Source organism: Luteibacter yeojuensis, from assembly GCF_011742875.1.
GTDB classification, from domain to species: Bacteria; Pseudomonadota; Gammaproteobacteria; order Xanthomonadales; family Rhodanobacteraceae; genus Luteibacter; species Luteibacter yeojuensis.
Genome location: NZ_JAAQTL010000001.1, coordinates 813,594 through 836,149, shown reverse-complemented (window position 1 = coordinate 836,149; position 22,556 = coordinate 813,594). Strand labels below are relative to the sequence as shown.

Here is a 22,556-nt window from a genome sequence, read left to right as displayed (position 1 = left end):
TTCAGCTCGTTTCTTTCATGGGCGGGGCTCCTTCGCGAGTGCCGCCTGCGGCGCTTCGCTGTGCACGAAGCCCTTGAAGATCGTGAGGAAGATGATGCGGAGATCGAAAGCGAGCGACCAATGGTTGATGTAGTAGAGGTCGTATTCGATGCGCTTCACGAGATCGGTATCGCCGCGCCATCCGTTGATCTGCGCCCATCCGGTGATGCCCGCCTTCACCAGGTGCTTGTGCATGTAGCCCGCGATCTCGCCCTTGAACTTCTCGACGAACATAGGCCTCTCAGGCCGCGGTCCGACGATCGACATGTCGCCGCGCAGCACGTTGATGAACTGCGGCAGTTCGTCGAGGCTGGTCTGGCGGATGAAGCGACCGAAGCGTGTGGTCGTCTTCGCCTGGGCGTTGCCCCATTGCACGGCCTTGTTCTTCTCCATGTCCACAGGCATGGAGCGGAACTTGAGCATCTCGAATTCCTTGCCGTCGAGGCCTACGCGGCGCTGCCGGTAAAGCACGGGACCGGGGCTGGAAAGCTTCACGCCGATCGCGAGCGCGAGCATCAGCGGGCTGATCATGAGGAGGATCCCGGCGGCAATCGCGCGATCTTCGATCGTCTTCAGTATCCAGGCGTGTCCCAGCAACGGGCTGCCGCGAAGGGTGACCATGGGTATGCCGCCGCAATCCTCCATGCGCTGGTTGATGAGCTGCCGGCCGAGCATGTCCGGCACGAACTTCACCGTCATCACGCGCTCGTCCATGCGGTCCAGCGCGTAACCGATGGCGCGATGCGCGCTGACCGGAAGCGCGACGAGCACTTCGTCCCATGTACCGCGGTCGAGAATCTCGTCGATACACCGCAGCGAACCGGCGGACGGTACGCCGTCGGGAATACCGTGGTCGTAGCTGGTCGAAACGTAAGCGGTGATCGCCATGCCCAGGCCTGGATTCGCCCTCGCCTGCTTCACCATGTGCAAGCCGGACTCCGTCGCGCCGATCAGCAGGCAGCGGCGCATGCCCACACCGCGGCGACGCAGGTACCACAACATGGCCACTGCCGCCTGCCGCACGGTCGCCATGAGCGCGAGGCCGAGGAAATAGGTGAGCGTGACCCACGCGCGCGAATAAAGCTCGCCGACCTTAAGCAGGTAGCCCAGTGCGATCAACGCCGCGAAGCCCACCGTCCACGATGCTGCAATACAGCAATATTGCTCGAACGAGCGCTCCCCGAGTGGCTTCTCGTACACCTTGAAGAACATCGACGCCGCCAGCGTGGCAAGCATCAGGATGACAAGTGCCACGGCATAGAAGCTGCTCATCCGCAGCGTGTCGAAACGAATGAAATAGGCCAGGTAACCGGCGACGATCGCGCAGATCGGGTCGCTCGCGCGGATCTCCAGATCGAGTAACGCGTTGAATTTGGACAACTGCATGACATGTACCTTCTGCCGGAGCGAGAGGCGCCGGCGCGGCCGGACGACCCAGGTACGTGCCCCCACTGTAGGGCCGGATGCACTGCCGCGAGGCAGTATCCGGTCCGACACGCTTGCATTCGCGTCCCCAGCACAAGGGACCCGATCTGAGAAATGTCGTACTTATCCAGCGCGACGACCCATGCTGCACCGCACGGAAAACATCGCGCAATCCGCCGACCGGAAATTTGGGAGTGGTGTCACAAAAACAATCGCACGCAGCGTGCGTTCAGCTGTTTGTCTTGACCGGGGAACATAGTTGACGGTGAATGCGTGACGCATCGCGCGAACGAAAAACGCATTCATGAACGTGATGCCAAACACCCCCTCTCCCGGAGAAACAATGTGAGACGTCTATTTGTTGCCTGCATTCTTCTTGCCGTGGCTGCACCGTTGTGGGCGCAGAGCCAGCGGCCGGCCAATGCCGACGATGGCGCGCGGAACACGCCACGCAAGCCCCAGGTCGCTACGCCGAACCAGGCCCGCCAGGCCGCCAAGGGAGCGATATCGCCCGCCCGCATGGGCGCGGGTACGGCCGCGATGGCCGCCGCGTCGGGAGCCACGGCCAACGATGCCAACGGTACCGGCAACGACGGAACCGGCGGCACGGGCGGTACCGGTGGCACCGGTGGCACGGGCGGAACCGGTGGCACCGGCGGGACGCACTGATACGCGATATCGGGAGTATGGACGTCTAGATGTCCTTTTGATCGATTATGTTCCAGCGCGGTTAATGTTCAATCGGTTTAAGTACATCGATGGCCTCCTCCCCTCGGCGCCACGCAAAGGATTTATCCCCCGATGAAGTTCCTGCCGATTCTCGGTCTGGCCGGGTGCTGCCTTTTACTGCAAGCATGCATCCTGGCACCCGGCCAGCACATGAAAACCGGCGAGTTGAACGACAAGGAAAGCGCGACTGGCAGCCGTTACCAACTGGTCCCGATCACGCCCAAGCTGATCGCGATGGACCGTGCCAGCGCGAGCGCTCCGATGATCGATCCCGCCCTCACGGCGTATAAGCCCGACTCCTACCGCATCGGTCCGGGCGACTCGCTGTATATCACCGTATGGGAGCATCCCGAGCTCACGTCGCCGGCGGGCTCCCAGCAGCAGACCGCGGCCAACGGACGCCTCGTGCGCCCCGACGGGACCCTTTTCTATCCGTATGTCGGCCTGCTCCAGGCCTCTGGCCTCACGGTGGAGGAACTGCGCACGGCGATCACCGAGCGACTCACGAAGTATGTCGAGAAGCCGCAGGTAGATATCAGTGTGGTGAACTTCGCCAGCCAGAAGGTGACCCTGAGCGGCGCCTTCGTGAAGACGAACCCGCAGGACATCACGATCACACCGCTGACGCTGAGCCAGGCCATCGGCAGCGCCGGCGTGAACGCTCAGCTGGCGGATCTCTCCGACGTCGTCCTGCGCCGCGACAACCATGAGTACCATCTCGACCTCGACGCGCTCTCGCGTTCGCGGGAAGGCGGCCAGGAGATTTACCTGAAGGGCGGCGACAGCATCTACCTGCCTTATAACGACCGCCACGAAGCCTATGTCATCGGCGAGGTGCTCAGGCCCCAGGCCATCGCCTTCAAGACCGGCGATCTCACGCTGACCCAGGCGCTCGGGCGCGCGGGAGGCCTCAACCAGACCAGCGCGCGCGGCAAGTCGGTCTACGTGATCCGCGGCGTGGAGGATTTCGAGAAGGCGCCGGCCACCATCTACCAGCTCGACGGCACGTCGCCCTCCGCATTCGCGGTGGCCGGGCAGTTTTCCGTCAAGCCGGGCGATGTCGTCTTCGTCGGGCCTGCCGGCATCACCCGCTGGAATCGTTTCATCAGCCAGCTGCTGCCCTTGTCGGGCCTGATCAGCAACGCGGCCAACGCGCAATACAACCTGGATCGCGATAGCCAGCTCTGAGCGCCGTCGCGCCAACCACTCTTCGAAACTGTACAGGCGACACAAATGAAGGTCACCATTTTCGGCACCGGCTACGTGGGTCTGGTCACCGGTGCCTGCCTCGCGGAGATGGGCAACCACGTGGTCTGCGTGGACGTGGACCAGGCCAAGGTCGACGGCCTCAGGCAGGGCATCGTTCCCATCTTCGAGCCCGGCCTCGAACCCATCGTCAAGCGCAACCACGCCTCCGGCCGGCTGGACTTCACGACCGACCCGGCACCCGCGATCGCACACGGCGAACTCATCTTCATCGCCGTGGGTACGCCGCCCGACGAGGACGGCAGCGCCGACATGAAGTACGTGCTGGGTGTGGCGCGTACCATCGGCGAGCACCTCGACGGCTATGCCGTGATCGTCAACAAATCCACCGTGCCGGTAGGCACGGCGGACCGCGTACGCCGCGCCGTGAACGACGTGCTGGTCGAGCGCGGCGCCGCGGCCGACTTCGACGTCGTATCGAATCCTGAATTCCTGAAGGAAGGCGACGCGGTGGAGGACTGCCTGCGTCCGGACCGCATCGTGGTGGGCGCGTCCAGCGACCGGGCCGTGGCGCGTCTGCGCAAGCTCTACGCACCGTTCAACCGCAACCACGACCGCATGGTGGTGATGGACGAGCGTTCCGCGGAACTGACCAAGTACGCCGCGAATGCGATGCTGGCGACGAAGATCAGTTTCATGAACGAAATCGCCAATATCGCCGAGCGTGTCGGGGCCGATGTGGAACTGGTGCGCCAGGGCATCGGTGCGGATCCGCGTATCGGGTACCACTTCATCTATCCCGGCGTGGGCTATGGCGGCTCCTGCTTCCCGAAGGACGTGCAGGCGCTCGAGAGGATCGCCCGCGGCCACGACTACGACGCGCGACTGCTCGCCATGGTGGAGGCCGTCAACGCCGACCAGAAGACGCGTATCTACGAGCAGATCTCCCGCTACTTCGATGGGCATCTCAAGGGAAAGACCGTCGCCGTATGGGGTCTTGCGTTCAAGCCCAATACCGACGACATGCGCGAGGCGCCCAGCCGCAAGCTCATGGAAGCACTGTGGACGGCGGGTGCCAGCGTGCGCGCCTACGACCCCGAGGCACGCGGGGAAACGCAGCGTATCTATGGAGAGCGCGAGGACCTCGTGCTCTGCGACGATGCGTACGACGCTTTGAAAGGCGCCGACGTGCTTGCCCTCGTGACGGAGTGGAAGACCTTCCGCAGCCCCGACTTCGCCCGGATCAAGGCGGAACTGGGCCACCCTGCCATCTTCGATGGGCGCAACCTCTACGACCCCCGCGCCGTGGAAGACGCCGGCATCGCTTACTACGGCATAGGACGCGGCCGGTCCCTGCAGCGCTGAGGGCGCCGGCAACGCATGGTCCGCCGCGCGACTTTCCTCCACGGCATCCTGGGGCTGGTACTGGTCGCCTTGACCGCCTGCTCCTCGGTGTCGCGTGGCAGCCTGGAATCCATTCGCCTGGCGATGCGACGGCCATCCGTGCATCCCACGGCGGAATCGGTGGCAGCCACGCCTTACTTCCAGATGCAGGCCAACGGTCCGGATGGCGAAGCCATCCTGATCCTGGCTCGCGTGGCGAACGGCGAACTCGGCTGGTACGGCTCCGGGCACGACGTGCTGTTCACGCGCGACGGGCTGGTGGTGAAGACGATCGGCCTGCCGCAGAACCTCGACGATTCGGCGATTCCCGGCGCCAATCCGTTCCATGACGGCTTGCAGCACCTCGTTGCGCCGGTCGATTACACGCGTCGGCTGGACTGGTCGCCGGACTATCGCTACGGCGTGCTGGCCCAGGCGCGGCTCGAACCCAAGGCGCTCGAGGACGTCGACATCCTCGGCACCGTGCATCGCCTCCGGCGCATCGACGAGCACGTTTCCGTGCCTTCCGCCGGCGTGAGCATGACCAACCGATACTGGGTCGATCCAGCCGACGGGTTCATCTGGAAAAGCCGGCAATACGTTGCGCCAGGGCTTCCTCTCGAACTGATCCAGTTGCAGCCCTATCGCGGGAGCGCATCCGCGGAAGACACCGGCAAGCCTGCCCCCGGCGCACCCCAGACCGGCGCGCGTCTGTCGGACGCCGGCGCCGCCCAGATCACGCCGGATGCCTACCTGCTCGGTGCCGCATGGCTGCAGCCTTCGCTGAAACGCGAGCAACTGCGCCTGCGTGCCGGTCTGGACTATGAACTCGGTGCCATTCGCAACCAGGCCCTCGGCAGCGGCGACATGGCCGTGTCCGGCGCAGCCAGGGATTTCCAGGCCTGGCTTTCAGGCCTGCCTGTCACCGGAAGACATGCAGGCGTTCCGCTGGATCCAGTTCGGCTCGAGGTCACGCCCACCGAGAACCGGCCCATGGAGGACGGCGACACGCTGGTCTATCCACCCCGCCCCGCGGACGTCCGCGTGGTGGGTGCCGTCGAGAAGCCCTGCCGTCTGCCGCATGTGCCGATGCAGGATGCAAGGCTCTATCTTTCTGCCTGCCCTGGATCGGATGCCGCCGATCCCAACCTGATTTACGTCGTGCAGCCCGACGGCACCGTGGCCGAACAAGGTATCGCCTTGTGGAACCGCGACAAGCCGCGCCCCCTCGCACCCGGCGCCTGGATCTATGTGCCGTTCGACCGGCACGCCATCGCCGGTGCGGCCGACGCCAATTTCAACCGCGACGTCGCGGCCTTCCTCGCCACCCAGGTGCCGGGCGACAGCGGGTGGCGGTGATGCGACGGACCGCCTTGCATGGTTATTGCCGCGCCGCCCTCGCCCTGCTCGCCGGCAGCGCCGGTCTCGCCCATGCGCAAGAGACGTACACGCAGAGCGACTTCGGCGGTGTGGGCCTCCTGCAGACGCCGACCGCACGCATGGCGCGCGAAGGCGAATTCAGCTTCGTGCTGAGCCGCACCACGCCCTATACGAACTACAACGTGTCGATGCAGCCCCTGCCCTGGCTGGAGGGCTCGTTTCGCTACACCAATGTCAGTAACCGGCTTTACGGACCGCGTTCGCTCAGCGGAAGCCAGACCTACAAAGACAAATCGATCGACGCCAAGGTGCGCCTTTGGGAGGAAAGCCGCTGGCTTCCCGCCGTGGCGGTGGGCGCGCGCGACATCGGCGGTACAGGGCTTTTTTCCAGCGAGTACGTCGTGACCAGCAAGCGCGCGGGCCCCTTCGACTTCAGCCTCGGCCTGGCCTGGGGCTACATGGGCGCACGCGGCGACATCGCGAACCCGCTGAACGTCATCAGCGACCGCTTCGAGACGCGCCCGACTGGCGGCACCGGCACGGGAAAGTTCAGCACGAACAAATTCCTTCGCGGCCGCCCCGGCTTCTTCGGCGGGGTCGAATACCGGTCGCCATGGGACTGGCTGCTGCTCAAGGCCGAACTGGACGGCAACGACTACAAGCACCAGCCGCAGAAAAACAACCAGCCGGAGCGGTGGCCGGTAAACCTCGGCGCGGTGTTCCGGATCAACCGCAATGTGGACCTGACGGTGGGCTACGAGCGCGGCAAGGTCGTGACCGCCGGTCTCAACCTGCACAGCAACCTCGCGACACATGTCGATCCCCCGAAGTCGTTCGATCCGAAGCCGGAGCCGGTCGCCGTCGAAACCAGGCAAGCCGGCACACCGCCGCCGGAACGGAAGACGCCGGAGCAGGTCGACTGGCCTGCGGTTGCGAAAGAGCTCCACGACAATGCGGGCATCGACGTATCTCGCATCGGCCGGCGCGGTTCCGAACTCGTCGTGCACGGCGAGCAGCAACGCTTCTTCTATCCGGCGGAAGGTGTCGGCCGCGCCACCCGCATTATCGACAACCGCGTGGACGAGAGCATCGGCTGGCTCACGATAGCCAGCGAGCGCAATGGCATGCCCATGGTCGAGACCAGCGTACACCGGCCGCGCTTCATCGAGCTGCTGGACAACCGCCTCGACCTGGCCGACTTCCGTCGCAGTGTCGAACAGGATCCGGTGACCCCGCGCGACGAGGAGGTGCTCTACCGTGCGCCGCTGAAGCGTTTCACGGGAGGCGTCTCGCTGGGGTACCAGCAGAACCTCGGGGGTCCGGACGCCTTCGTCCTTTATCAGGTGTACGGTGCGGCTTCGGGCAGGTTCAACGTCAGCCGCAACCTGTGGCTGGACGGCGTGCTCACGGTCAATGTCGCCAACAACTACGACAAGTTCAAATACGACGCGCCGAGCAACCTGTCCCGCGTGCGCACGAACCTGCGCCAGTACCTCACCGGTTCGGACGTCACGATGCCCAACTTCCAGCTCACGGGCACCCGTCGTCTGGGCCAGGATCTTTACGGACTGGCCTATGCGGGCATGCTCGAAAGCATGTATGCCGGCGCAGGCGGCGAAGTGCTTTATCGCCCCTTCGGCGAACGCTGGGCCGTGGGCGCCGACATCAACTGGGTAAAGCAGCGCGGCTTCGACCAGGATTTCTCGCTACGCAAATACCATGTGATCACCGGCCAGGCCACCGGCTACCTCGACACCGGCTTCCACGACGTCACCGTGGCGGTGAGCGTGGGTCGCTACCTGGCCGGCGACTGGGGAACCACGATCGACGTGTCGCGCGAGTTCCACAACGGCGCGCGCATGGGTGCCTATGCGACGGTGACCAATAAATCCGGCAGCGCGGGTTATGGCGAAGGCAGCTTCGACAAGGGCATTTATGTATCCATCCCCTTCGATATGCTGCTGCCGCATTCCTCGCGCAGCCGCGCCACCCTGCTCTGGCAACCCCTGATACGCGACGGCGGCGCGCGCCTCAACAAGCGCTACACCCTGTATACGCTCACCAACGACCTGGACAGCGATCTGTTCGACAAGAACCTGGAGAAGATCCGGGACTGACGAAGGACACCGCCGCGGAGGCGATCTAGAGGTAGCGCAACCAGCTGTTCACACCCTGATCTATGAGCGCATAGGCCTGCTCGTAAGCCGGCCGGCGCTGCCGGTACGGATCCGGGATATCGCGTCCGCCCAACCATTTGTCGAGGAGGAAGACCTTGCCGCTCGCTTCCGGCGCCATGCGCCGGATCGCATCGACGTGGCTTCGCTCCATGGCGAGGATCAGGTCGGACTGGCGCAGCAGTTTCGCATCCAGCTGGCGGGCAACGTGCCCCTCGCCGTCGACGCCATGTTCGAGCAATACCTCCAGCGCGGTGGCATCCATGGGGTGCCCGGTCATGGCGCCGAGACCTGCGCTCGAGACCGTTGCGGCGTGGTCCGGACCGAGGCGGTGCCGGAGCAGGTATTCCGCGGTGGGACTACGACAGATGTTGCCGATACAGGCGATCAATATGCGCTGGAACATGGTGTGACCATAATAGACGACCGACAGGAGAGCCGCACGTGACGATATGGATGGCCATCACCGCACTTGGCGACAGTGCGGTACTGCTGCCGATGATGGGCTGGATGGCGATCTGCCTGATGTTGCCGCCGCCTTGCAAGCGCGATGCGTGGGGCTGGCTGCTGGCCATCGCCGTATGCGGCGGATGCGTGATGCTCTCCAAGCTGCTGTTCATGGCGTGGGGCATCCGGCCGCCGTGGCTCGACTACACCGGCTTCAGCGGGCACACCGCGCTCGCCATCCTCGTCTGGCCCACGCTGGCGGCGTTGCTCACGCGCGAAGGGCCGATCGCTTGGCGCCGCGCGGCGATCGCGCTGGCATCGACGGTCGGCCTCGCGGTGGGCGTATCCCGGCTGGCGCTCGGATTCCACAGCCTATCGGAAGTATGGCTGGGCGGCGCGCTCGGCGCGCTCGTCGTCTCCTGGTTCCTGCGCGTGCTTTCGTCGCCATCCGCGGTGCCGGGCGAAGCCGCCCGCTGGCGCAGGATTGCGCTCGGTGGCGGTGCGCTGGCGATCCTGCTGCTCTGTTACGGGCGGGTGTTTCCGTCGCAGCACCTGTTGCAGGACATGGCCGTGTGGCTGAGCGGCCACCCCGGCGTCTTCACCCGCCCCGGACCGCCCGGTTGACCGCCCGCCCGCATAGAACGAGTCTATGCTGCGGCAACGACGGAGAAGTCCCATGGCAAGCGTGCTTTCGGTCAACGTGGGCCTGCCGCGCGACGTGGAATGGGAAGGCCGCATCGTGCGCACCGGCATCTTCAAGGCTCCCGTCCCGGGACGGGTCATGGTCCGCACGCTCAATATCGACGGCGACGGCCAGGCCGACAAGGCCGGGCATGGCGGCCCCAACCGTGCGGTGATGGTCTATCAGATCGAGTCGTATCGTTACTGGGAAGCCTTCCTCGAACGCCCCCCACTGGACTACGGCCAGTTCGGCGAAAACCTCACCATCGAGGGACTGCCGGACAACGAGGTGCGCATCGGCGACCGTTACCGTATCGGCGGCGCGCTTTTCGAGGTCACCCAGCCCCGCGTCACCTGCTACCGCGTGGGCATCCGCATGAACCATCCGCAGATGGCGTCGCTGCTGGTGGCGCACCATCGCCCCGGCTTCTATTTCCGGGTGATCGAAGAAGGCGAGATCGGGGCCGGCGACACGATCGAAAAGGTCTCGCAGGGCCCGGAAGACCTGACCGTGGCCGACGTGGACGCCCTCCTCTACCTTCCCGGCCATTCGCGCGACGCGCTGGAGCGCGCGCTGCGCATCCCTGCGCTGAGCCCCGGATGGAAGCAGTCGTTCGCGCAGATGCTCGAGGACGAGGCGCGTCCGAAGGCATCGACCCAGGTGGCGCCGGCATGGAACGGCTACCGCGACCTCGTCGTGGAGAGCGTCCGCCGCGAAAGCGACGCGGTCAGCTCGTTCGTACTCGTCAGCGCCGACGGAACGTCCCTGCCGCCCCCCGTCCCCGGGCAGTTCCTCGCGCTGCGGGTCGACCGGGGAGCGGACCTCCCGCCGATCCTGCGCAGCTATTCCATTTCCGGTTACGTGCCAGGGCGCAGTTACCGCATCAGCGTCAAACGAGCCGAAGGAGAAGGCAGTCGTTTCCTGCACGACCACGTCACCGCGGGCCAGCGCATGGAGGCCAGCGCGCCGCGCGGGCAGTTCGCGCTGGTCACGGACGGCTCGCCGGTGATCCTCGCCAGCGCGGGCATCGGCATCACGCCGCTCCTTTCCATGCTGCGCGCGCTGACCGCGGAGCCCGCGCCGCGCGCGGTCTGGTGGATCCATTGCGCCCGTCGCGGCAGCGAGGATGTCTTCGCGGAAGAAGTGCGCGAGACGGTCGCGAAGCTGCCCGACGCACGGGCGACGGTCTTCTACAGCCGGCCCGCGGAAGACGACAGGAAAGGCCGCGACTACGATATCGCCGGGCGGATCGACCGCGCGCAACTCGAGGGCATGGCCTTGCCGTCGGATGGACACTATTACCTCTGCGGTCCGCAGCCTTTCATGCGGCAGATGCTCGACGACCTTCACGAACTTGGCGTCCCCGGCGAGCGCATCCATAGCGAAACCTTCGGCCCGGAAGCGGCCATCACGCCCGGCACCACGAGCGGGACAGGCCGTGCGCCGCATCCGCCGGCCGCGGAGGGCACCGGACCGATGGTGACCTTCAGTCGTAGCGGGCTGAGCGTGCGCTGGGATCCACGCTTCGGGTCCCTGCTCGAGCTCGCCGAGGCATGCGACGTCGCCGTTCGCTGGTCGTGCCGGACGGGCGTGTGCCATACCTGCCAGTGCGGACTCGTCGACGGCGCCGTCGCCTACGCGCCCGACCCGCTCACGCCACCGCCGGACGGCGACGTCCTGATCTGCTGCTCGGCGCCGCGAGGGGCGGTTTCGCTCGATCTTTAGTGTCACGGATGCGTGACGCGCGACGACTTGCCGTCGGCAGGCGAGGTTGTTAGTTTCGACCGGGGTGAAACCGTCACCGCCGCCAGCGAGCGTCCATGGCCGAAGCAGCACATTATCGTTCCGCGCGGCTGGTCCGCATGGTCGGTGGTGTACTGGCGCTGATCCTCGGCATCGCGCTGACCCTGGTGCTCAGGACCGATTACACCCGGCGTATCGACGCGGCGCGTGCACAGAATATGGCCATCGCCGACGGCGGGCAGCGGTTGCTCAGTGCGCAGCTGCGGAACCTGCAGAGGGCGATGGAAGGCATCGCCGCCGACGGCAGCCAGTTGATGGCCACGGTTCCGCTCAACGCCCCCGCACTCATCTCCGAAAACATGGCTGGCGTCGCCAGCCGCCAGGCAGAGATCGCCGACCTCCTGTTCGTTGACGCGAATGGCAAGGCCATCACCGCCGGCGAAGGCGATCCCTCCCTGCCCGCCTGGACCCAAGACCGGGCGACCAGGGGCAAGCTCCGCCTGGGGCCTCTCGAGTCCCGGCGCGGGCAGTGGGTGCTTCCGCTCGCCGTTCCCGCCGCAGGGGGGCGCTGGGTCCTAGCCCGCCTCAGGCAAAGCCAGCTGCAGGACATCGTGGAACACCTGCATGTCGGCGCCAAGGGCGCGGCGGCGATCACCGATCGCTACGGCAAGATCATCGCGCGTACGGGCAATGCGCCCGGCATCGTCGGGGATTCGGTCGGTAGCCTGTTCGAACCCTTCGATCCCGGCAGCGACCGCCGCGTAAGCCGCATCGACGGCGTCGATCGCATGGTGGCCTCGAGCGGTCCTGACGACCACGCCCTATGGGTCGGCGTAGGCGTGGCCACTGCCAGCGTCCTCGGTCCCTGGTACCGTTTCGCCTTATTCAGCATTGTCCTCTACCTCGTCTATTGCATCGGTTTCGTCTACCTCTACCGCCACCTGCTCGCCGTGGAGCGCACGCAGGTCCGGGAGATCGTCGAACGGATGCAGATACAGGCCAAGCTGACCGAAGCGGAAGCGCGCTTCCGCCTCGCCTTCGACAAGAATCCCCTGCCCTACTGGATATTCGACACCGCCACGCTCCGCTTCCTCGAAGTGAACGAGGCTGCCGTCCGCAACTACGGCTATTCGCGCGAGGAATTCCTGGCCATGCGGATCACGGACATCCGCTCGATACAGGATGCCGAAATCCTGCGAGGCCTCTTCGCATCGCCCGTGCCGCCGGACGAGATCGCCCCCGGCAAGGTATGGGTCCACCGTCGCAAGGACGGTACGACCCTCGACGTGCGCATCCATGCGGCGACCCTCGACTTCGGGGGGCACGAGGGAAGACTCGTGCTCGCCGAGGACGTCACCGAGCGCCTGCGTTCCGAGCGCGCCCTCACTTACCGCGCGACCCATGACGTGGTCACCGGCCTGCCCAATACCGAGTCGCTGGTGGAATACCTCGACCACGGACTCGGCGACGGCGCCTGGTACGAAGTCGTCTATGTCCACCTGAGGGGCATGGACCGGGTCAGCGATACCTTCGGCCTCGGGGTGGGGCGCAACGTATTGCGCCAGGTGGCCGCGCGGTTCGCGGCTATCGGCGGCGCGCACGGCATGGTGGCCCATCGTCCCGGTGAGCGCTTCATCGTCGCGATCAACGACGCGACACACCGCGACGACATCGTGGCCAGTCTGCTCGGCGCGGTCACCGAACCCGTCGTCGTGAACGACACGCTCCACACGCTGGACCCGCAGCTCGGGTCGGCCTCGCATCCCGCCGACGGACGCCTCGCGAGCCAGGTGATCGCCGCCGCCGCTCTGGCGGCGCACTTGCGCGTCGACGACGACCATCCCATCCAGGTGTTCGCGCCGAGCATGGCGGAGCGTTCGGTCGAGCGCCTCACCATGGCCTCGCGCATTCGCCAGGCCATCGATTCGGACGAGCTGGTCATGTATTTCCAGCCGATCGTCGATGCCGCGACAGGCACGGTGCGCAAGCTGGAGGCCCTGGTCCGCTGGCCGCAGCCCGACGGCACATCCATTCCGCCCGGTATCTTCATTCCGCTATGCGAGGAAACCGGCCTCATCGTCCCGTTGGGACGCTGGACGCTGGACGCCGCGGCGCAGGCCTGCCTCGCGCTCGCCGCGGCGGGATACGGAAACCTGCCGGTCGCCATCAACGTGTCCGCGGTGCAGTTCCAGCGCACGGACGTGGCGGCCCAGGTAAGGGCGACCACGGAGGCCCACCACCTCTCGCCGGAGGCGCTTCAGGTGGAACTCACCGAAAGCAGCCTGATGGAACAGGAGCGCGCGGTGCCGGCGCTCCGGGCCCTCCGTTCCCAGGGGACACAGGTGGCGCTCGACGATTTCGGCACCGGCTTCTCCAGCATGGCCTACCTGCGCGACCTGCCGATCGATTCGCTCAAGATCGACAGGTCGTTCGTCGTCGACGTCGATACGGACGAGCGCGCGGCATCGATCTGCCGCTCGATCATCGCCCTGGCGCATACGCTGGGGATGACGGTGGTGGCCGAGGGGGTCGAGCGCGAGCGCCAGTATGCATGGCTGCGCGAGAACGGCTGCGACCAGATCCAGGGTTACCACATCGTGGAGCCCATGCCGCTGGCCGGCCTGCTGGCCTATCTCGCCACCCACCCGCGCTCCGCTCACGCAAGCGTCGGCAGCATGGGTCGTTCGCTTTGAGCCGGTCAGGCCTTCGAGGTACCCATCACCACGGAGTCCATGTGCTCCACATCGAGGATATCGCCCAGCCATACGCTGACGCTCCAGCCGGGTCGCCTGGGGTCTTCGAGGTTCACGACGCCATTGATGCCTTCGCCATCGGAAGGGGTCTTGAACACCTGCACGGTGGGGGTGACCATCACGACGCCTTCGACGGGCGGACCTTCCGCGATGTGCACGCGAACCCTGGCGTTGACGGCCAGTTCCTCGACCCAGCGCTCCAGGCGCGCGATGTCGGAAGGATCGGTAAAAACGGTTTCCGCAATGCGTCCCATGACTCGTCTCCTCGCTGCGATCCGGATCGTCGCAACAGGGTGGCGCAGGCTCGGTGAGCACCGAATGAGCGGCTTCGCGGGTACGGTGACGCCGCCTTAACGCTCGTGCCGAAGACGAGAGACGCCGGACGGCAGGAACTAGCGCGCTTGTTCCACCGCCGCGTCAACGACGGGCAGCACGACCAGCGCGATGGCGCCGGGCGCGTTGCCCGCGGCGACCCGGCCGCCGTGACGTGCGGCGATTTCGCGGACCACGAGGAAGTGCAAGGCGGCGGGCGAATCGAACGGTCGGGCATGCGTCACCGTGGCCGCCCCAGGCCCGGTCAACGACAGCACGCATTCGTGTCCCGAGGTGGTAGCGGCGAGTTCCGCTTCGGCCGCGCCAGAGGCCGAAGCCAGCATCGCCAGATGCCGCATCAATGCGCGCAAGGCCTTAGACGACATCGCGACACGAGGCGAGACGCCGCGGTAGCCAACCTTTGCCGACGCCTCGCGAAGCCGGGCAAGTGCCTCTGCCAGACACTCGCGCGGGTCGCCGGGCTCGCCACCCTCCTCGGCGATATCCGCCATGGCGGCAAACACCGCGCGGAACTGCGTCCCGAAGGTCTCGAAGCCGCGTGACAGCGTGGCCAGGGCATCGCGCGCCGATGCGATCCTGTCCTTCTCCAGGTAGCGATCGGCCAGTTCCGCCTGCAGCATCAGCCCACCCAACGGAGCGCTCAATGCATGCGCCGCTTCCCGGCGAAAGAGGGCGTCCCCCATGGGGGCGGAGTCTTCGGGGTGGCCGACGGTCATGGCACCGGGTCCAGGGCTTCGCCCGACAACGGGCAGCTAACGGGGAAAATAAAACGTTTCAGGCCGGCCCGCCAGCCGGGCATTCACGCCAGGCGCGATGGATCGCTTTCAAGCCCGACGTCGGCATGCACCCGTTCGAGCACCTGCTCGCGCTCCGCCTGGCGTCGACGCGTGGGTGCGCTTCCGTCGTCCTCGATGGATTTGAGCAGTCCAAGCACGTCGTGCGTGGCCGACTCTTCATAAGGCACCACGGTCTGTTCCACCAGCTTGCCCATGACGTAGCGGGACTGCTCCGTAGACTGGCTGGCCGACGTCACAATGGACGCCTGCACCAGCCTGCCCTTCCGGTAGGAGATATCGGCCTGGCTGTCGGCCATGTCGTCGATGCGCGTATAGAGATAGTTCTGCGACTTCGGGTCCAGGGTGAGCATCAGCGATGCGCCGGCCGTCGGCGAGGAGTGGAAGCTGGCCTTCAACTGCGCGCGCAGGTGCTGCGCAACGCCGCGGTTGAGCGGATCGGTGCCCCTCACCTGCGTCTCCTGCGATACCTCGTAGGAGAACCCATCCTTCTCGCCGGGCCGCAGCGGATTCGGCGAGCCGGCCGCCTGGACCAGCGACGCGTGGAAGTCGGGCATGCCCGTCAACACGGCCTGCTCGCTTGGCGACAAAGCGCTCCGCATCGGCACCGTGCCCGGCGGTGTGTCGCGGATCGCGGCCAGCTGACCGAAGGCGTCCTTGAACATCGCCACGAGCGCGCGGTCGCCGTGCCCGCGCGAAGCGGCCTGGTCGAACTGGCGCATGAGATGGTCCAACGCGGCGGCCCGCTGCGCGGCGCTGCCGAGGATCGCCGGCGAACTCGTGTCGATGGCGATGTCGATCGTGCCGCCGGTGCCGTTCATCCGGACACTGCGGGACACTGCGTCCGCATGGAACGCGAGGGTCGTGGGTGGCTCGTTGCCGTTGGATGCCTGTGCGCTGAAGTCGACGGAAGCGAGCACCTTGGGATCGAATGCAAGGAGGCCGTCCAGATCCATCGTCGGCGGAACGGCCGCCAGCCCGTCGAGGGCCTCATGGAGTGCGCCGGCGAGTTTTTCCACCGCGCTGCGTTCCGCTTCGTCCAGCGCGTCCCCGCCCTGAATCTCGCCCTGGGTGCCGAGCACCACGGACTTTCCACTCGCGGTCTTGATCGTGAGCCGGGCCGTGGTCTGGACACCATCGTCCACCGGCGAGGTCGCCGGGGCGATGCTGGGCAGCAGGTCGTACGTGGCCGGCGATGCCACCTGGTCGAGACCGCTGAGCGTGACGACCACAGACGGCGGAGCCGCCTGCGCGGATAAGGTGACGGCTTCCGCCTTAGCAGGCGCGCCCGCGGCTGCCGGGGCTGGACCGCCGGCGACTGTCGTTACGCTTCCGATCATGCCTCAAGTCCGTCAGGTCCTGTGGAAGCGTGACGGCAAGGCAAGCCAGAACTTGAACCCGCACTATGTGGGAGGTCCTATGTTCTCCTACAAGCTGCGGAGCTTTGTGGCACCGATACCTGTCAGTGCCCGGCGGGACATTCGTCGCGGCTGTTGTCCGCGATGCCGGCGATGAACCAGCGGCCGTCCATGCGCACCAGGTGCACCAGATCCGTGCCGCAGTGCTTCACTTCGCCGTTGATGAGGAACTCATACGGTGTCCAGACCATGGCGAGGTCGCCGTCGATGCGCACCATTGGATCGTGGATGCGCTCCTGGATCTTGTCCTTGCCCGGCTTGATGTGGTCGACGAACTCACCCAGCGTCATCCGCACCACCTTGCCCTTGCGCAGCAGGGCCACGCTGCCTTCCGGCTGGACCGTGGCGCGCATGGCCTCCTGGTCGTACTTCGCCATGCCGTCGAACATCGCCTGCACCGGTGCCAGCACGGCGGCCTCGTCCTTCGTCACGGCGAAGGAGGGCGTGGCCGCGAGACCGCCAAGGAACACCGTGGCCGCGGTGGCGATAAGTCGAGCGTTCATGCGGTCTCCCCAGGCGCGTGATGACGTCCGGCCATCCTAGCGGGGCGCCGGCGACCGATGCCATGGGACTTTAGGCACAGCTGTCCGAGCGCGAGAGAAATCGACAAGCCCGCCTCCCCTTCGCCTGCTATACGTCGGTGTTCCCTTTCTTGCCACCGGAGCTACAAAAATGGCCGTCACACAGCTCGACGCCACCTTCCTCGCCGAACAGAAACAGCGTCTGCTTGAGCTGCGCCGCCAGCTCATAGAGGTGGGCGACGCCGCCGGGGAGGACGAACAACTGCTGCAAACGACTGCCGGCGGGGAGCCGCAGGACGCGAGCGACGACGGCACCCGTCTCGCCAATCTAGCCAACGACGAGGCGGTCCTGAGCCACAACGAGGCTCGCATCGGAGCGGTCGATCGCGCGCTGGAAAAGATCGAGGAAGGCACCTACGGCATCAGCGACGGCAACGGCGAGGTCATCCCGCGCGAGCGCCTCGAGGCCGTGCCGGAGAGCTGCTACACCGTCGAGGAGGCCGTGGACCAGGAGCGCTTCTCGCGGCGGCGCTGACCATCCAAACGGGGGCACGAGCGTCCTATCCGCCCGTCTGGGGAGTCCGAAGAATGACAAGGCAACCCCCTTTCGAGGCTAAATCGTGAGCAACTCACCCGAACAGACGCTCGACCCGTCGCGCCGCGCTTTCATCGTCAACGCCGGCGTGCTCGCCGCCGGCACGCTCGCCGGCGTGGGTTCCCTCGCCGTCAACGCCGCGGCCGGCGCCGCCCCCGTTTCTAAAACCACTGCAAAGAAGGACATCGCAATGCCATTCATCACCACCAAAGACGGCACCCAGATCTTCTACAAGGACTGGGGTAAGGGCCAGCCGCTGGTCTTTCATCACGGATGGCCGCTGAGCTCGGACGACTGGGATGCGCAGATGATGTTCTTCCTCGCCGAGGGCTTCCGCGTCATCGCCCACGACCGCCGCGGGCATGGCCGTTCCACTCAGACCGACACCGGCAACGAGATGGACACGTACGCCGCGGACGTCGCGGCGCTGGTCGAGCACCTCGATCTGAAGAACGCCATCCACATCGGCCACTCCACCGGCGGCGGCGAAGTGGCCCGTTACGTGGCGAAGCATGGCAAGGGCCGCGTCGCCAAGGCCGTCCTGGTGAGCGCCGTGCCGCCGATCATGGTGAAGAGTGCCGCGAATCCGGGCGGCCTCGACATCTCCGTGTTCGACGGCTTCCGGAAGCAGCTGGCCGCCAACCGCGCACAGTTCTACCGCGAGGTGCCGATCCCGTTCTACGGCTACAACCGTCCGGGCAACCCGGCAAACGAAGGCACCGTGGGCAACTGGTGGCGCCAGGGCATGATCGGCGGCATCAAGGCGCACTACGACTGCATCAAGGCCTTCTCCGAAACCGACTTCACCGAAGACCTGAAGCAGATCGACGTGCCCACGCTGGTGATGCATGGCGACGACGACCAGATCGTTCCGTTCGCGGATTCGGCACCGCTGTCGGTGAAGCTGCTGAAGAAGGGTGAGCTGAAAGTCTACAAGGGTTACCCGCACGGCATGCTGACGACGCACGCCGACGAGCTCAACAAGGATCTGCTGGCCTTCATCAAGGCGTGATGCCTTGAACGCAGCTCTGTAGGAGCCGCTATAGCGGCGAGGAGGCTTGCCTCGCCGCTTCATTGCCCCGTGGCCTTCTCGCCGCTGCAGCGGCTCCTGCAACCTTCGGTGAAGGCGATGTCAACGCGGGCCTGAACCGCAACCCCGCATTCTGCTGCGACGCAGGATGACAGTTGTGTGCCGCTCCCTCATCCTGCGCCCCGCAAGGCGCTGAGGGGCGCCGCAAAAACTTGCGGGGACAATACTGAATGATTCGTCGCCATCTGCCGGTGGGCTTGCGGCCGCTTGCCATCGCGTGCGCTGCCGCGCTTTCTTTCGCTACCGGTGCTTCCGCCCAGGACCGGACACCGCAGGATCTGGCGACACCGCCTCCCGCGAAGCCGGCGGATACCGCCACCACGAAGTCCAAGCGCCCCGCGAATCCGGATGCCGTGAGCAACCTCGATGCCGTGATCGTCACCGGCATCCAGGGCAGTATCCAGAACGCGATCAAGGCCAAGCAGAACTCGGACAACATCATCGAGGCGATCTCCGCCGAAGACATCGGCAAGCTGCCGGATAGCAGCATCGCGGAAAGCCTTGCGCGCCTGTCCGGCCTCGCGACGCAGCGCGTGGACGGCCGGGCGAACCAGATATCCATCCGTGGCCTGTCGCCGGATTTCGCCGGCACGACCCTGAACGGGCGCGAGCAGGCGACCATCGGCGAGAACCGTGGCGTCGATTTCGACCAGTATCCCTCCGAACTCATCAGCGGCGCCGCCGTCTACAAGACGCCGGATGCCAGCCTCATCGGCCAGGGCCTTTCCGGCACGGTGGACCTGCATACCATCCGGCCGCTGGACCTTCCCAAGCGCGCCATCGCCGCCAACCTGCGCGGTGAGACGAACTCGAACGGCAGCCTCAACCACGGCACGGGCGTGGGCGACGCGGGGCACCGCGCCAGCTTCTCGTATATCGACCAGTTCCTCGACCATACGCTGGGTCTCGCCGTTGGTGTCGCGCAGCTCGATTCGCCGGTGCAGGAACAGCAGTACCAGGCCTGGTGGTGGAACCTCGACAACGGCTCGCAGGGCGCCGAGACGAACTGGCGTGCGCCGCATACGCCGGGCATGCCGGACAACGTGCTGTCGCAGCAGGGCATGCAACTGCGCGCCAAGTCCGAAAACCAGCTCCGCAACGGCCTCATGACCGTGCTCGAATGGGCGCCCGACGACCACTACCACTCCACCCTGGACCTCTATTACTCCACCTTCGACCAGAAGACGTACCTCAACGGCGCGCAATGGTCGAGCAGTTCATACGACAACGTGTCGTATTCGAACGTGGGTGTCGTGCCGGCCCTCCCCTATCCGATCGTCACCACCGGCCACATCGACGGCCTGCATTCGGTCCTGCAGAACGACTACACGAAGGAAAAGGACCGGCTGTTCTCCGCGGGCTGGAACAACCAGTACGACTTCGGCAACGGCTGGGCGATCACGGCCGACGCGTCCTATTCCAGCGCGAAGAAGCGCTTGCACGACGCTTACCTGTTCGCCGGCCTGCCCGGCCGGGCGACATCGTCCACCGACTTCGCCACGCCCGTGCACGAAGGCTTTCCCGATTTCAGGCCGGGCGTGGACTTCGCCGACCCGTCGGCGATCTTCTTCACCGATCCGAACAACTACGGCTATAACGGCCGCGAGGAGTTCGACAAGCAGAAGGACACGATCAAGGCCTTCCGCTTCGAGGTTAGCCATCCGGTCGGCTGGATATTCTCCAACGCCACCCTCGGCTTCAACTACTCGGATCGCCGCAAGACCAAGGAAGCCGACGTGTTCTTCGCGTGGCTCAACGGCAACGGTTCCGAATCGGATACCTACGATCCCGGCTTCGCGGCGCCGATCGATCCGTCCTACCTGCGCGGCACGACCGACCTCGGTTACGGCGGTATCCCCGCGATCCTCAATTACGACGTGCTGCGCGCGCTTGGCGGACAGTTCTATCTCACGCAGCGGAATGGACAGGCCGACTGGAGCCGCAATTACACGGTGCGGGAGAAGGTGCCGGTCGCCTACCTGAAGTTCAACATCGACACGACGCTGGGCGACGTGCCGTTGCGCGGCAACGTGGGCGTGCAGGCCGTGCGCAGCGACCAGTCGTCCGAGGCCTTCCAGACCAACGGCGATGCGTTCGTCGGTCGTATCTCGGACGGCACGAAATACACCAAGGTGCTGCCCAGCCTGAACCTCGTGGCCGAGATCGCCGACAAGCAGTACCTGCGCTTCGGTCTCGCCAAGACGATGGCGCGCGGTCGCATCGACGACGAGAAGGTGGCCACGTCGGCCAGCGTCGCACAGGTCGAAGACGGTCCGGCGGCCGGCCAGGTCCTCTGGTCGGGCAGCGGCGGCAATCCCAGGCTCAAGCCGTATATCGCGGTGGGCGCGGATCTTTCCTGGGAGAAGTATTTTGGCACGGCGAGTTATATGGCGGCGGCGGTGTTCAACAAGAACCTGCTGAACTACATCTATAACCAGACCACCCTCGATTACGACTTCTCGAAGTACACCAACGACAATCCGACGCTCACGCCGACGAGCAACATCGGTTCGTTCACGCGGCCCGAAAACGGCACGGGCGGCAAGATGCAGGGGCTGGAGCTCTCGGGCGCGCTCGAACTGGGCCTGCTCACCCGCGCCCTCGACGGCTTCGGCATGCAGGCGAACTTCTCGCTCACCAACAGCTCCTTGCCCGTGAGCGCGGTGTCCAGCATTCCCGGGAGCCCGTCGACCCTCCCCGGCCTGTCGCGCAAGGTGGCCAACCTGGCGCTGTACTACGAGAAATACGGCTGGTCGGTGCGTATCGCGGAACGTTACCGCTCGTCGTTCACCGGCGAGGCCGTGGCCCTGTTCGACCAGCTCGGTTACACGCAGGTGCTTGCCGACAAGCAGACCGACTTCCAGCTGGGGTACGCCTTCGAGCACGGGACGTGGAACGGCCTGTCCATCCTGCTGCAGGTGAACAACCTGACGAACTCGCCCATGAAGACGCAGCAGATCGCGGCTTTGCCGAACGGCGTCAAGGTGGCGCGGCCGCTGGAGTACGACAAGTACGGCCGCACGGTGATGTTCGGCGTGAACTACAAGCTCTGACAACGTCCTTCCTGCGAAAGCAGGAATCCAGCGTCTCTATGTGAGAGACGGATCAGTCTTCCCGCGATTCGGGTACCGCGCAGGCCCAGCACGGCACCTCCACCTGGCAGCACACTTCCTCGTCCACGTGGACGAGGATGCCGGTGCCCTGGCAGATCGGGCAGACGGGGGAATCGCTGGTGGCGGGCATGAGGTTGCCCTCTCTGGCTGCAGATGCCCCTGTTATACGCCACCGGCACCCCGGGGGATCAAGCGCGGTCCACCCGCGCCGCATAACAGCCGTAGCCGGCGTAGTGCGCGTGCAGGTAGCTCACCTTGCTCATGGCGAACAACTGCTCGATCGCCTCGGCCAGGTGTTCGCCATGCACCACTCGCGCATCGGCGATGTAATGCCTGGCGTCGAAGCCGCGCAGCGAGATGGTGCGGACCCGCAGCGGCTCCGGGATCTCGTCGCAGGCGTCGTAAGGCTCGGTGGCGCCCTCCCTCACGAAAATGGCGTGACTGGAACGGAACGGCGTATCCGCCGGCTGGTGTTCGAAGTTGAGCAGCAGCAAGGACTCTCCCCGGCGCGCGTTGCGCAGTTCGATGCGTTCCGGATAACCGGTATCGTCCGACGCTCGCGTGCGAACGACACCGCGGGCCTGCAACGCCGCCTCGTCGAGGCCATAGAGGGGAATGAAGGGCTTGGGGTCGAGACCGGTGATGCGGAAGGACATGGCGTGGCTCCTCGATGCGGTGGGATGGATCCATCGTCCGCCTTCATGGGAAACCCGGCCATCCGGATCTTGCTC

At 65.7% G+C, this 22,556-nt stretch carries 19 protein-coding genes; 11 read left to right on the top strand and 8 right to left on the bottom strand.

Going from position 1 to position 22,556, the window contains the following annotated elements:
• Positions 1-15 precede the first annotated feature (15 nt).
• Positions 16-1,425: an undecaprenyl-phosphate glucose phosphotransferase gene (locus HBF32_RS03715; protein ID WP_166698277.1), complete on the bottom strand. Its 1,410-nt coding sequence runs from the start codon at positions 1,423-1,425 to the stop codon at positions 16-18.
• 420 nt (positions 1,426-1,845) lie between these two features.
• On the opposite strand from HBF32_RS03715, the gene HBF32_RS03710 reads away from it, so the two are divergent.
• From HBF32_RS03710 to HBF32_RS03690, 5 genes are all read left to right on the top strand, one after another.
• Complete coding sequence (locus HBF32_RS03710; protein WP_166698276.1) at positions 1,846-2,133, top strand: hypothetical protein; 288 nt, start codon at positions 1,846-1,848, stop codon at positions 2,131-2,133.
• A 132-nt stretch (positions 2,134-2,265) separates the two neighbouring features.
• Entirely contained in the window at positions 2,266-3,381 is a 1,116-nt protein-coding gene (locus HBF32_RS03705) for a polysaccharide biosynthesis/export family protein (RefSeq protein WP_205287689.1), read from the top strand.
• A 45-nt stretch (positions 3,382-3,426) separates the two neighbouring features.
• Positions 3,427-4,764 carry a UDP-glucose dehydrogenase family protein gene (locus tag HBF32_RS03700; protein ID WP_166698275.1) on the top strand — a complete coding sequence of 446 codons (1,338 nt, stop codon included), beginning with the start codon at positions 3,427-3,429 and terminating at the stop codon, positions 4,762-4,764.
• 15 nt (positions 4,765-4,779) lie between these two features.
• Positions 4,780-6,141 (top strand): YjbF family lipoprotein, encoded by a 1,362-nt coding sequence (locus HBF32_RS03695; protein WP_166698274.1) that lies wholly within the window; start codon positions 4,780-4,782, stop codon positions 6,139-6,141.
• The gene (locus HBF32_RS03690; protein ID WP_166698273.1) at positions 6,141-8,279 is read left to right on the top strand and encodes a YjbH domain-containing protein; all 2,139 of its coding nucleotides are present in this window, start codon (positions 6,141-6,143) and stop codon (positions 8,277-8,279) included. Before HBF32_RS03695 ends, HBF32_RS03690 begins: the two co-directional genes overlap by 1 nt.
• Positions 8,280-8,304: 25 nt before the next feature.
• Here the strand turns inward: HBF32_RS03690 and HBF32_RS03685 are convergent, their stop codons facing one another.
• A complete protein-coding gene (locus HBF32_RS03685) occupies positions 8,305-8,742 on the bottom strand; it encodes a low molecular weight protein-tyrosine-phosphatase (RefSeq protein WP_166698272.1) in 438 nt (145 codons plus the stop codon).
• A 38-nt stretch (positions 8,743-8,780) separates the two neighbouring features.
• On the opposite strand from HBF32_RS03685, the gene HBF32_RS03680 reads away from it, so the two are divergent.
• The 3 genes from HBF32_RS03680 to HBF32_RS03670 all read left to right on the top strand — a co-directional run bounded on the left by HBF32_RS03680 (position 8,781) and on the right by HBF32_RS03670 (position 13,901).
• Positions 8,781-9,407: a phosphatase PAP2 family protein gene (locus tag HBF32_RS03680; RefSeq protein ID WP_166698271.1), complete on the top strand. Its 627-nt coding sequence runs from the start codon at positions 8,781-8,783 to the stop codon at positions 9,405-9,407.
• 52 nt (positions 9,408-9,459) lie between these two features.
• Entirely contained in the window at positions 9,460-11,190 is a 1,731-nt protein-coding gene (locus HBF32_RS03675; protein WP_166698270.1) for an MOSC and FAD-binding oxidoreductase domain-containing protein, read from the top strand.
• A gap of 95 nt (positions 11,191-11,285) precedes the next feature.
• A complete protein-coding gene (locus HBF32_RS03670) occupies positions 11,286-13,901 on the top strand; it encodes a bifunctional diguanylate cyclase/phosphodiesterase (protein WP_166698269.1) in 2,616 nt (871 codons plus the stop codon).
• Between the two features lie 5 nt (positions 13,902-13,906).
• Here the strand turns inward: HBF32_RS03670 and HBF32_RS03665 are convergent, their stop codons facing one another.
• From HBF32_RS03665 to HBF32_RS03650, 4 genes are all read right to left on the bottom strand, one after another.
• Positions 13,907-14,215 carry a DUF3247 family protein gene (locus tag HBF32_RS03665; protein ID WP_166698268.1) on the bottom strand — a complete coding sequence of 103 codons (309 nt, stop codon included), beginning with the start codon at positions 14,213-14,215 and terminating at the stop codon, positions 13,907-13,909.
• A gap of 138 nt (positions 14,216-14,353) precedes the next feature.
• Positions 14,354-15,010 (bottom strand): hypothetical protein, encoded by a 657-nt coding sequence (locus tag HBF32_RS03660; protein WP_166698267.1) that lies wholly within the window; start codon positions 15,008-15,010, stop codon positions 14,354-14,356.
• A gap of 83 nt (positions 15,011-15,093) precedes the next feature.
• The gene (locus HBF32_RS03655) at positions 15,094-16,428 is read right to left on the bottom strand and encodes a lactate dehydrogenase (RefSeq protein WP_166698266.1); all 1,335 of its coding nucleotides are present in this window, start codon (positions 16,426-16,428) and stop codon (positions 15,094-15,096) included.
• A 122-nt stretch (positions 16,429-16,550) separates the two neighbouring features.
• Complete coding sequence (locus tag HBF32_RS03650) at positions 16,551-17,009, bottom strand: nuclear transport factor 2 family protein (RefSeq protein ID WP_166698265.1); 459 nt, start codon at positions 17,007-17,009, stop codon at positions 16,551-16,553.
• 169 nt (positions 17,010-17,178) lie between these two features.
• Here HBF32_RS03650 and HBF32_RS03645 point away from each other — a divergent pair, with 169 nt between their 5' ends.
• The 3 genes from HBF32_RS03645 (at position 17,179) to HBF32_RS03635 (ending at position 21,765) form a co-directional block, all read left to right on the top strand.
• Positions 17,179-17,562 carry a TraR/DksA family transcriptional regulator gene (locus HBF32_RS03645; RefSeq protein ID WP_166698264.1) on the top strand — a complete coding sequence of 128 codons (384 nt, stop codon included), beginning with the start codon at positions 17,179-17,181 and terminating at the stop codon, positions 17,560-17,562.
• A 250-nt stretch (positions 17,563-17,812) separates the two neighbouring features.
• Entirely contained in the window at positions 17,813-18,634 is an 822-nt protein-coding gene (locus HBF32_RS03640) for an alpha/beta fold hydrolase (protein WP_166700415.1), read from the top strand.
• 248 nt (positions 18,635-18,882) lie between these two features.
• Positions 18,883-21,765 (top strand): TonB-dependent receptor, encoded by a 2,883-nt coding sequence (locus HBF32_RS03635; RefSeq protein WP_166698263.1) that lies wholly within the window; start codon positions 18,883-18,885, stop codon positions 21,763-21,765.
• 52 nt (positions 21,766-21,817) lie between these two features.
• Here HBF32_RS03635 and HBF32_RS03630 read toward each other — a convergent pair whose 3' ends face one another.
• Positions 21,818-21,955 (bottom strand): hypothetical protein, encoded by a 138-nt coding sequence (locus HBF32_RS03630; protein ID WP_166698262.1) that lies wholly within the window; start codon positions 21,953-21,955, stop codon positions 21,818-21,820.
• Between the two features lie 58 nt (positions 21,956-22,013).
• Positions 22,014-22,481 (bottom strand): DUF1203 domain-containing protein, encoded by a 468-nt coding sequence (locus tag HBF32_RS03625; protein ID WP_166698261.1) that lies wholly within the window; start codon positions 22,479-22,481, stop codon positions 22,014-22,016.
• Positions 22,482-22,556 lie beyond the last annotated feature (75 nt).

What these genes read in the sequence shown, in the direction of transcription:
- HBF32_RS03715 (WP_166698277.1), bottom strand. Translation starts at nt 1,425, where the DNA reads ATGCAGTTGTCCAAATTCAACGCGTTACTCGATCTGGAGATCCGCGCG.
- HBF32_RS03705 (WP_205287689.1), top strand. Translation starts at nt 2,266, where the DNA reads ATGAAGTTCCTGCCGATTCTCGGTCTGGCCGGGTGCTGCCTTTTACTG.
- HBF32_RS03700 (WP_166698275.1), top strand. Translation starts at nt 3,427, where the DNA reads ATGAAGGTCACCATTTTCGGCACCGGCTACGTGGGTCTGGTCACCGGT.
- HBF32_RS03695 (WP_166698274.1), top strand. Translation starts at nt 4,780, where the DNA reads ATGGTCCGCCGCGCGACTTTCCTCCACGGCATCCTGGGGCTGGTACTG.
- HBF32_RS03690 (WP_166698273.1), top strand. Translation starts at nt 6,141, where the DNA reads ATGCGACGGACCGCCTTGCATGGTTATTGCCGCGCCGCCCTCGCCCTG.
- HBF32_RS03685 (WP_166698272.1), bottom strand. Translation starts at nt 8,742, where the DNA reads ATGTTCCAGCGCATATTGATCGCCTGTATCGGCAACATCTGTCGTAGT.
- HBF32_RS03675 (WP_166698270.1), top strand. Translation starts at nt 9,460, where the DNA reads ATGGCAAGCGTGCTTTCGGTCAACGTGGGCCTGCCGCGCGACGTGGAA.
- HBF32_RS03670 (WP_166698269.1), top strand. Translation starts at nt 11,286, where the DNA reads ATGGCCGAAGCAGCACATTATCGTTCCGCGCGGCTGGTCCGCATGGTC.
- HBF32_RS03665 (WP_166698268.1), bottom strand. Translation starts at nt 14,215, where the DNA reads ATGGGACGCATTGCGGAAACCGTTTTTACCGATCCTTCCGACATCGCG.
- HBF32_RS03660 (WP_166698267.1), bottom strand. Translation starts at nt 15,010, where the DNA reads ATGACCGTCGGCCACCCCGAAGACTCCGCCCCCATGGGGGACGCCCTC.
- HBF32_RS03655 (WP_166698266.1), bottom strand. Translation starts at nt 16,428, where the DNA reads ATGATCGGAAGCGTAACGACAGTCGCCGGCGGTCCAGCCCCGGCAGCC.
- HBF32_RS03650 (WP_166698265.1), bottom strand. Translation starts at nt 17,009, where the DNA reads ATGAACGCTCGACTTATCGCCACCGCGGCCACGGTGTTCCTTGGCGGT.
- HBF32_RS03645 (WP_166698264.1), top strand. Translation starts at nt 17,179, where the DNA reads ATGGCCGTCACACAGCTCGACGCCACCTTCCTCGCCGAACAGAAACAG.
- HBF32_RS03640 (WP_166700415.1), top strand. Translation starts at nt 17,813, where the DNA reads ATGCCATTCATCACCACCAAAGACGGCACCCAGATCTTCTACAAGGAC.
- HBF32_RS03635 (WP_166698263.1), top strand. Translation starts at nt 18,883, where the DNA reads ATGATTCGTCGCCATCTGCCGGTGGGCTTGCGGCCGCTTGCCATCGCG.
- HBF32_RS03630 (WP_166698262.1), bottom strand. Translation starts at nt 21,955, where the DNA reads ATGCCCGCCACCAGCGATTCCCCCGTCTGCCCGATCTGCCAGGGCACC.
- HBF32_RS03625 (WP_166698261.1), bottom strand. Translation starts at nt 22,481, where the DNA reads ATGTCCTTCCGCATCACCGGTCTCGACCCCAAGCCCTTCATTCCCCTC.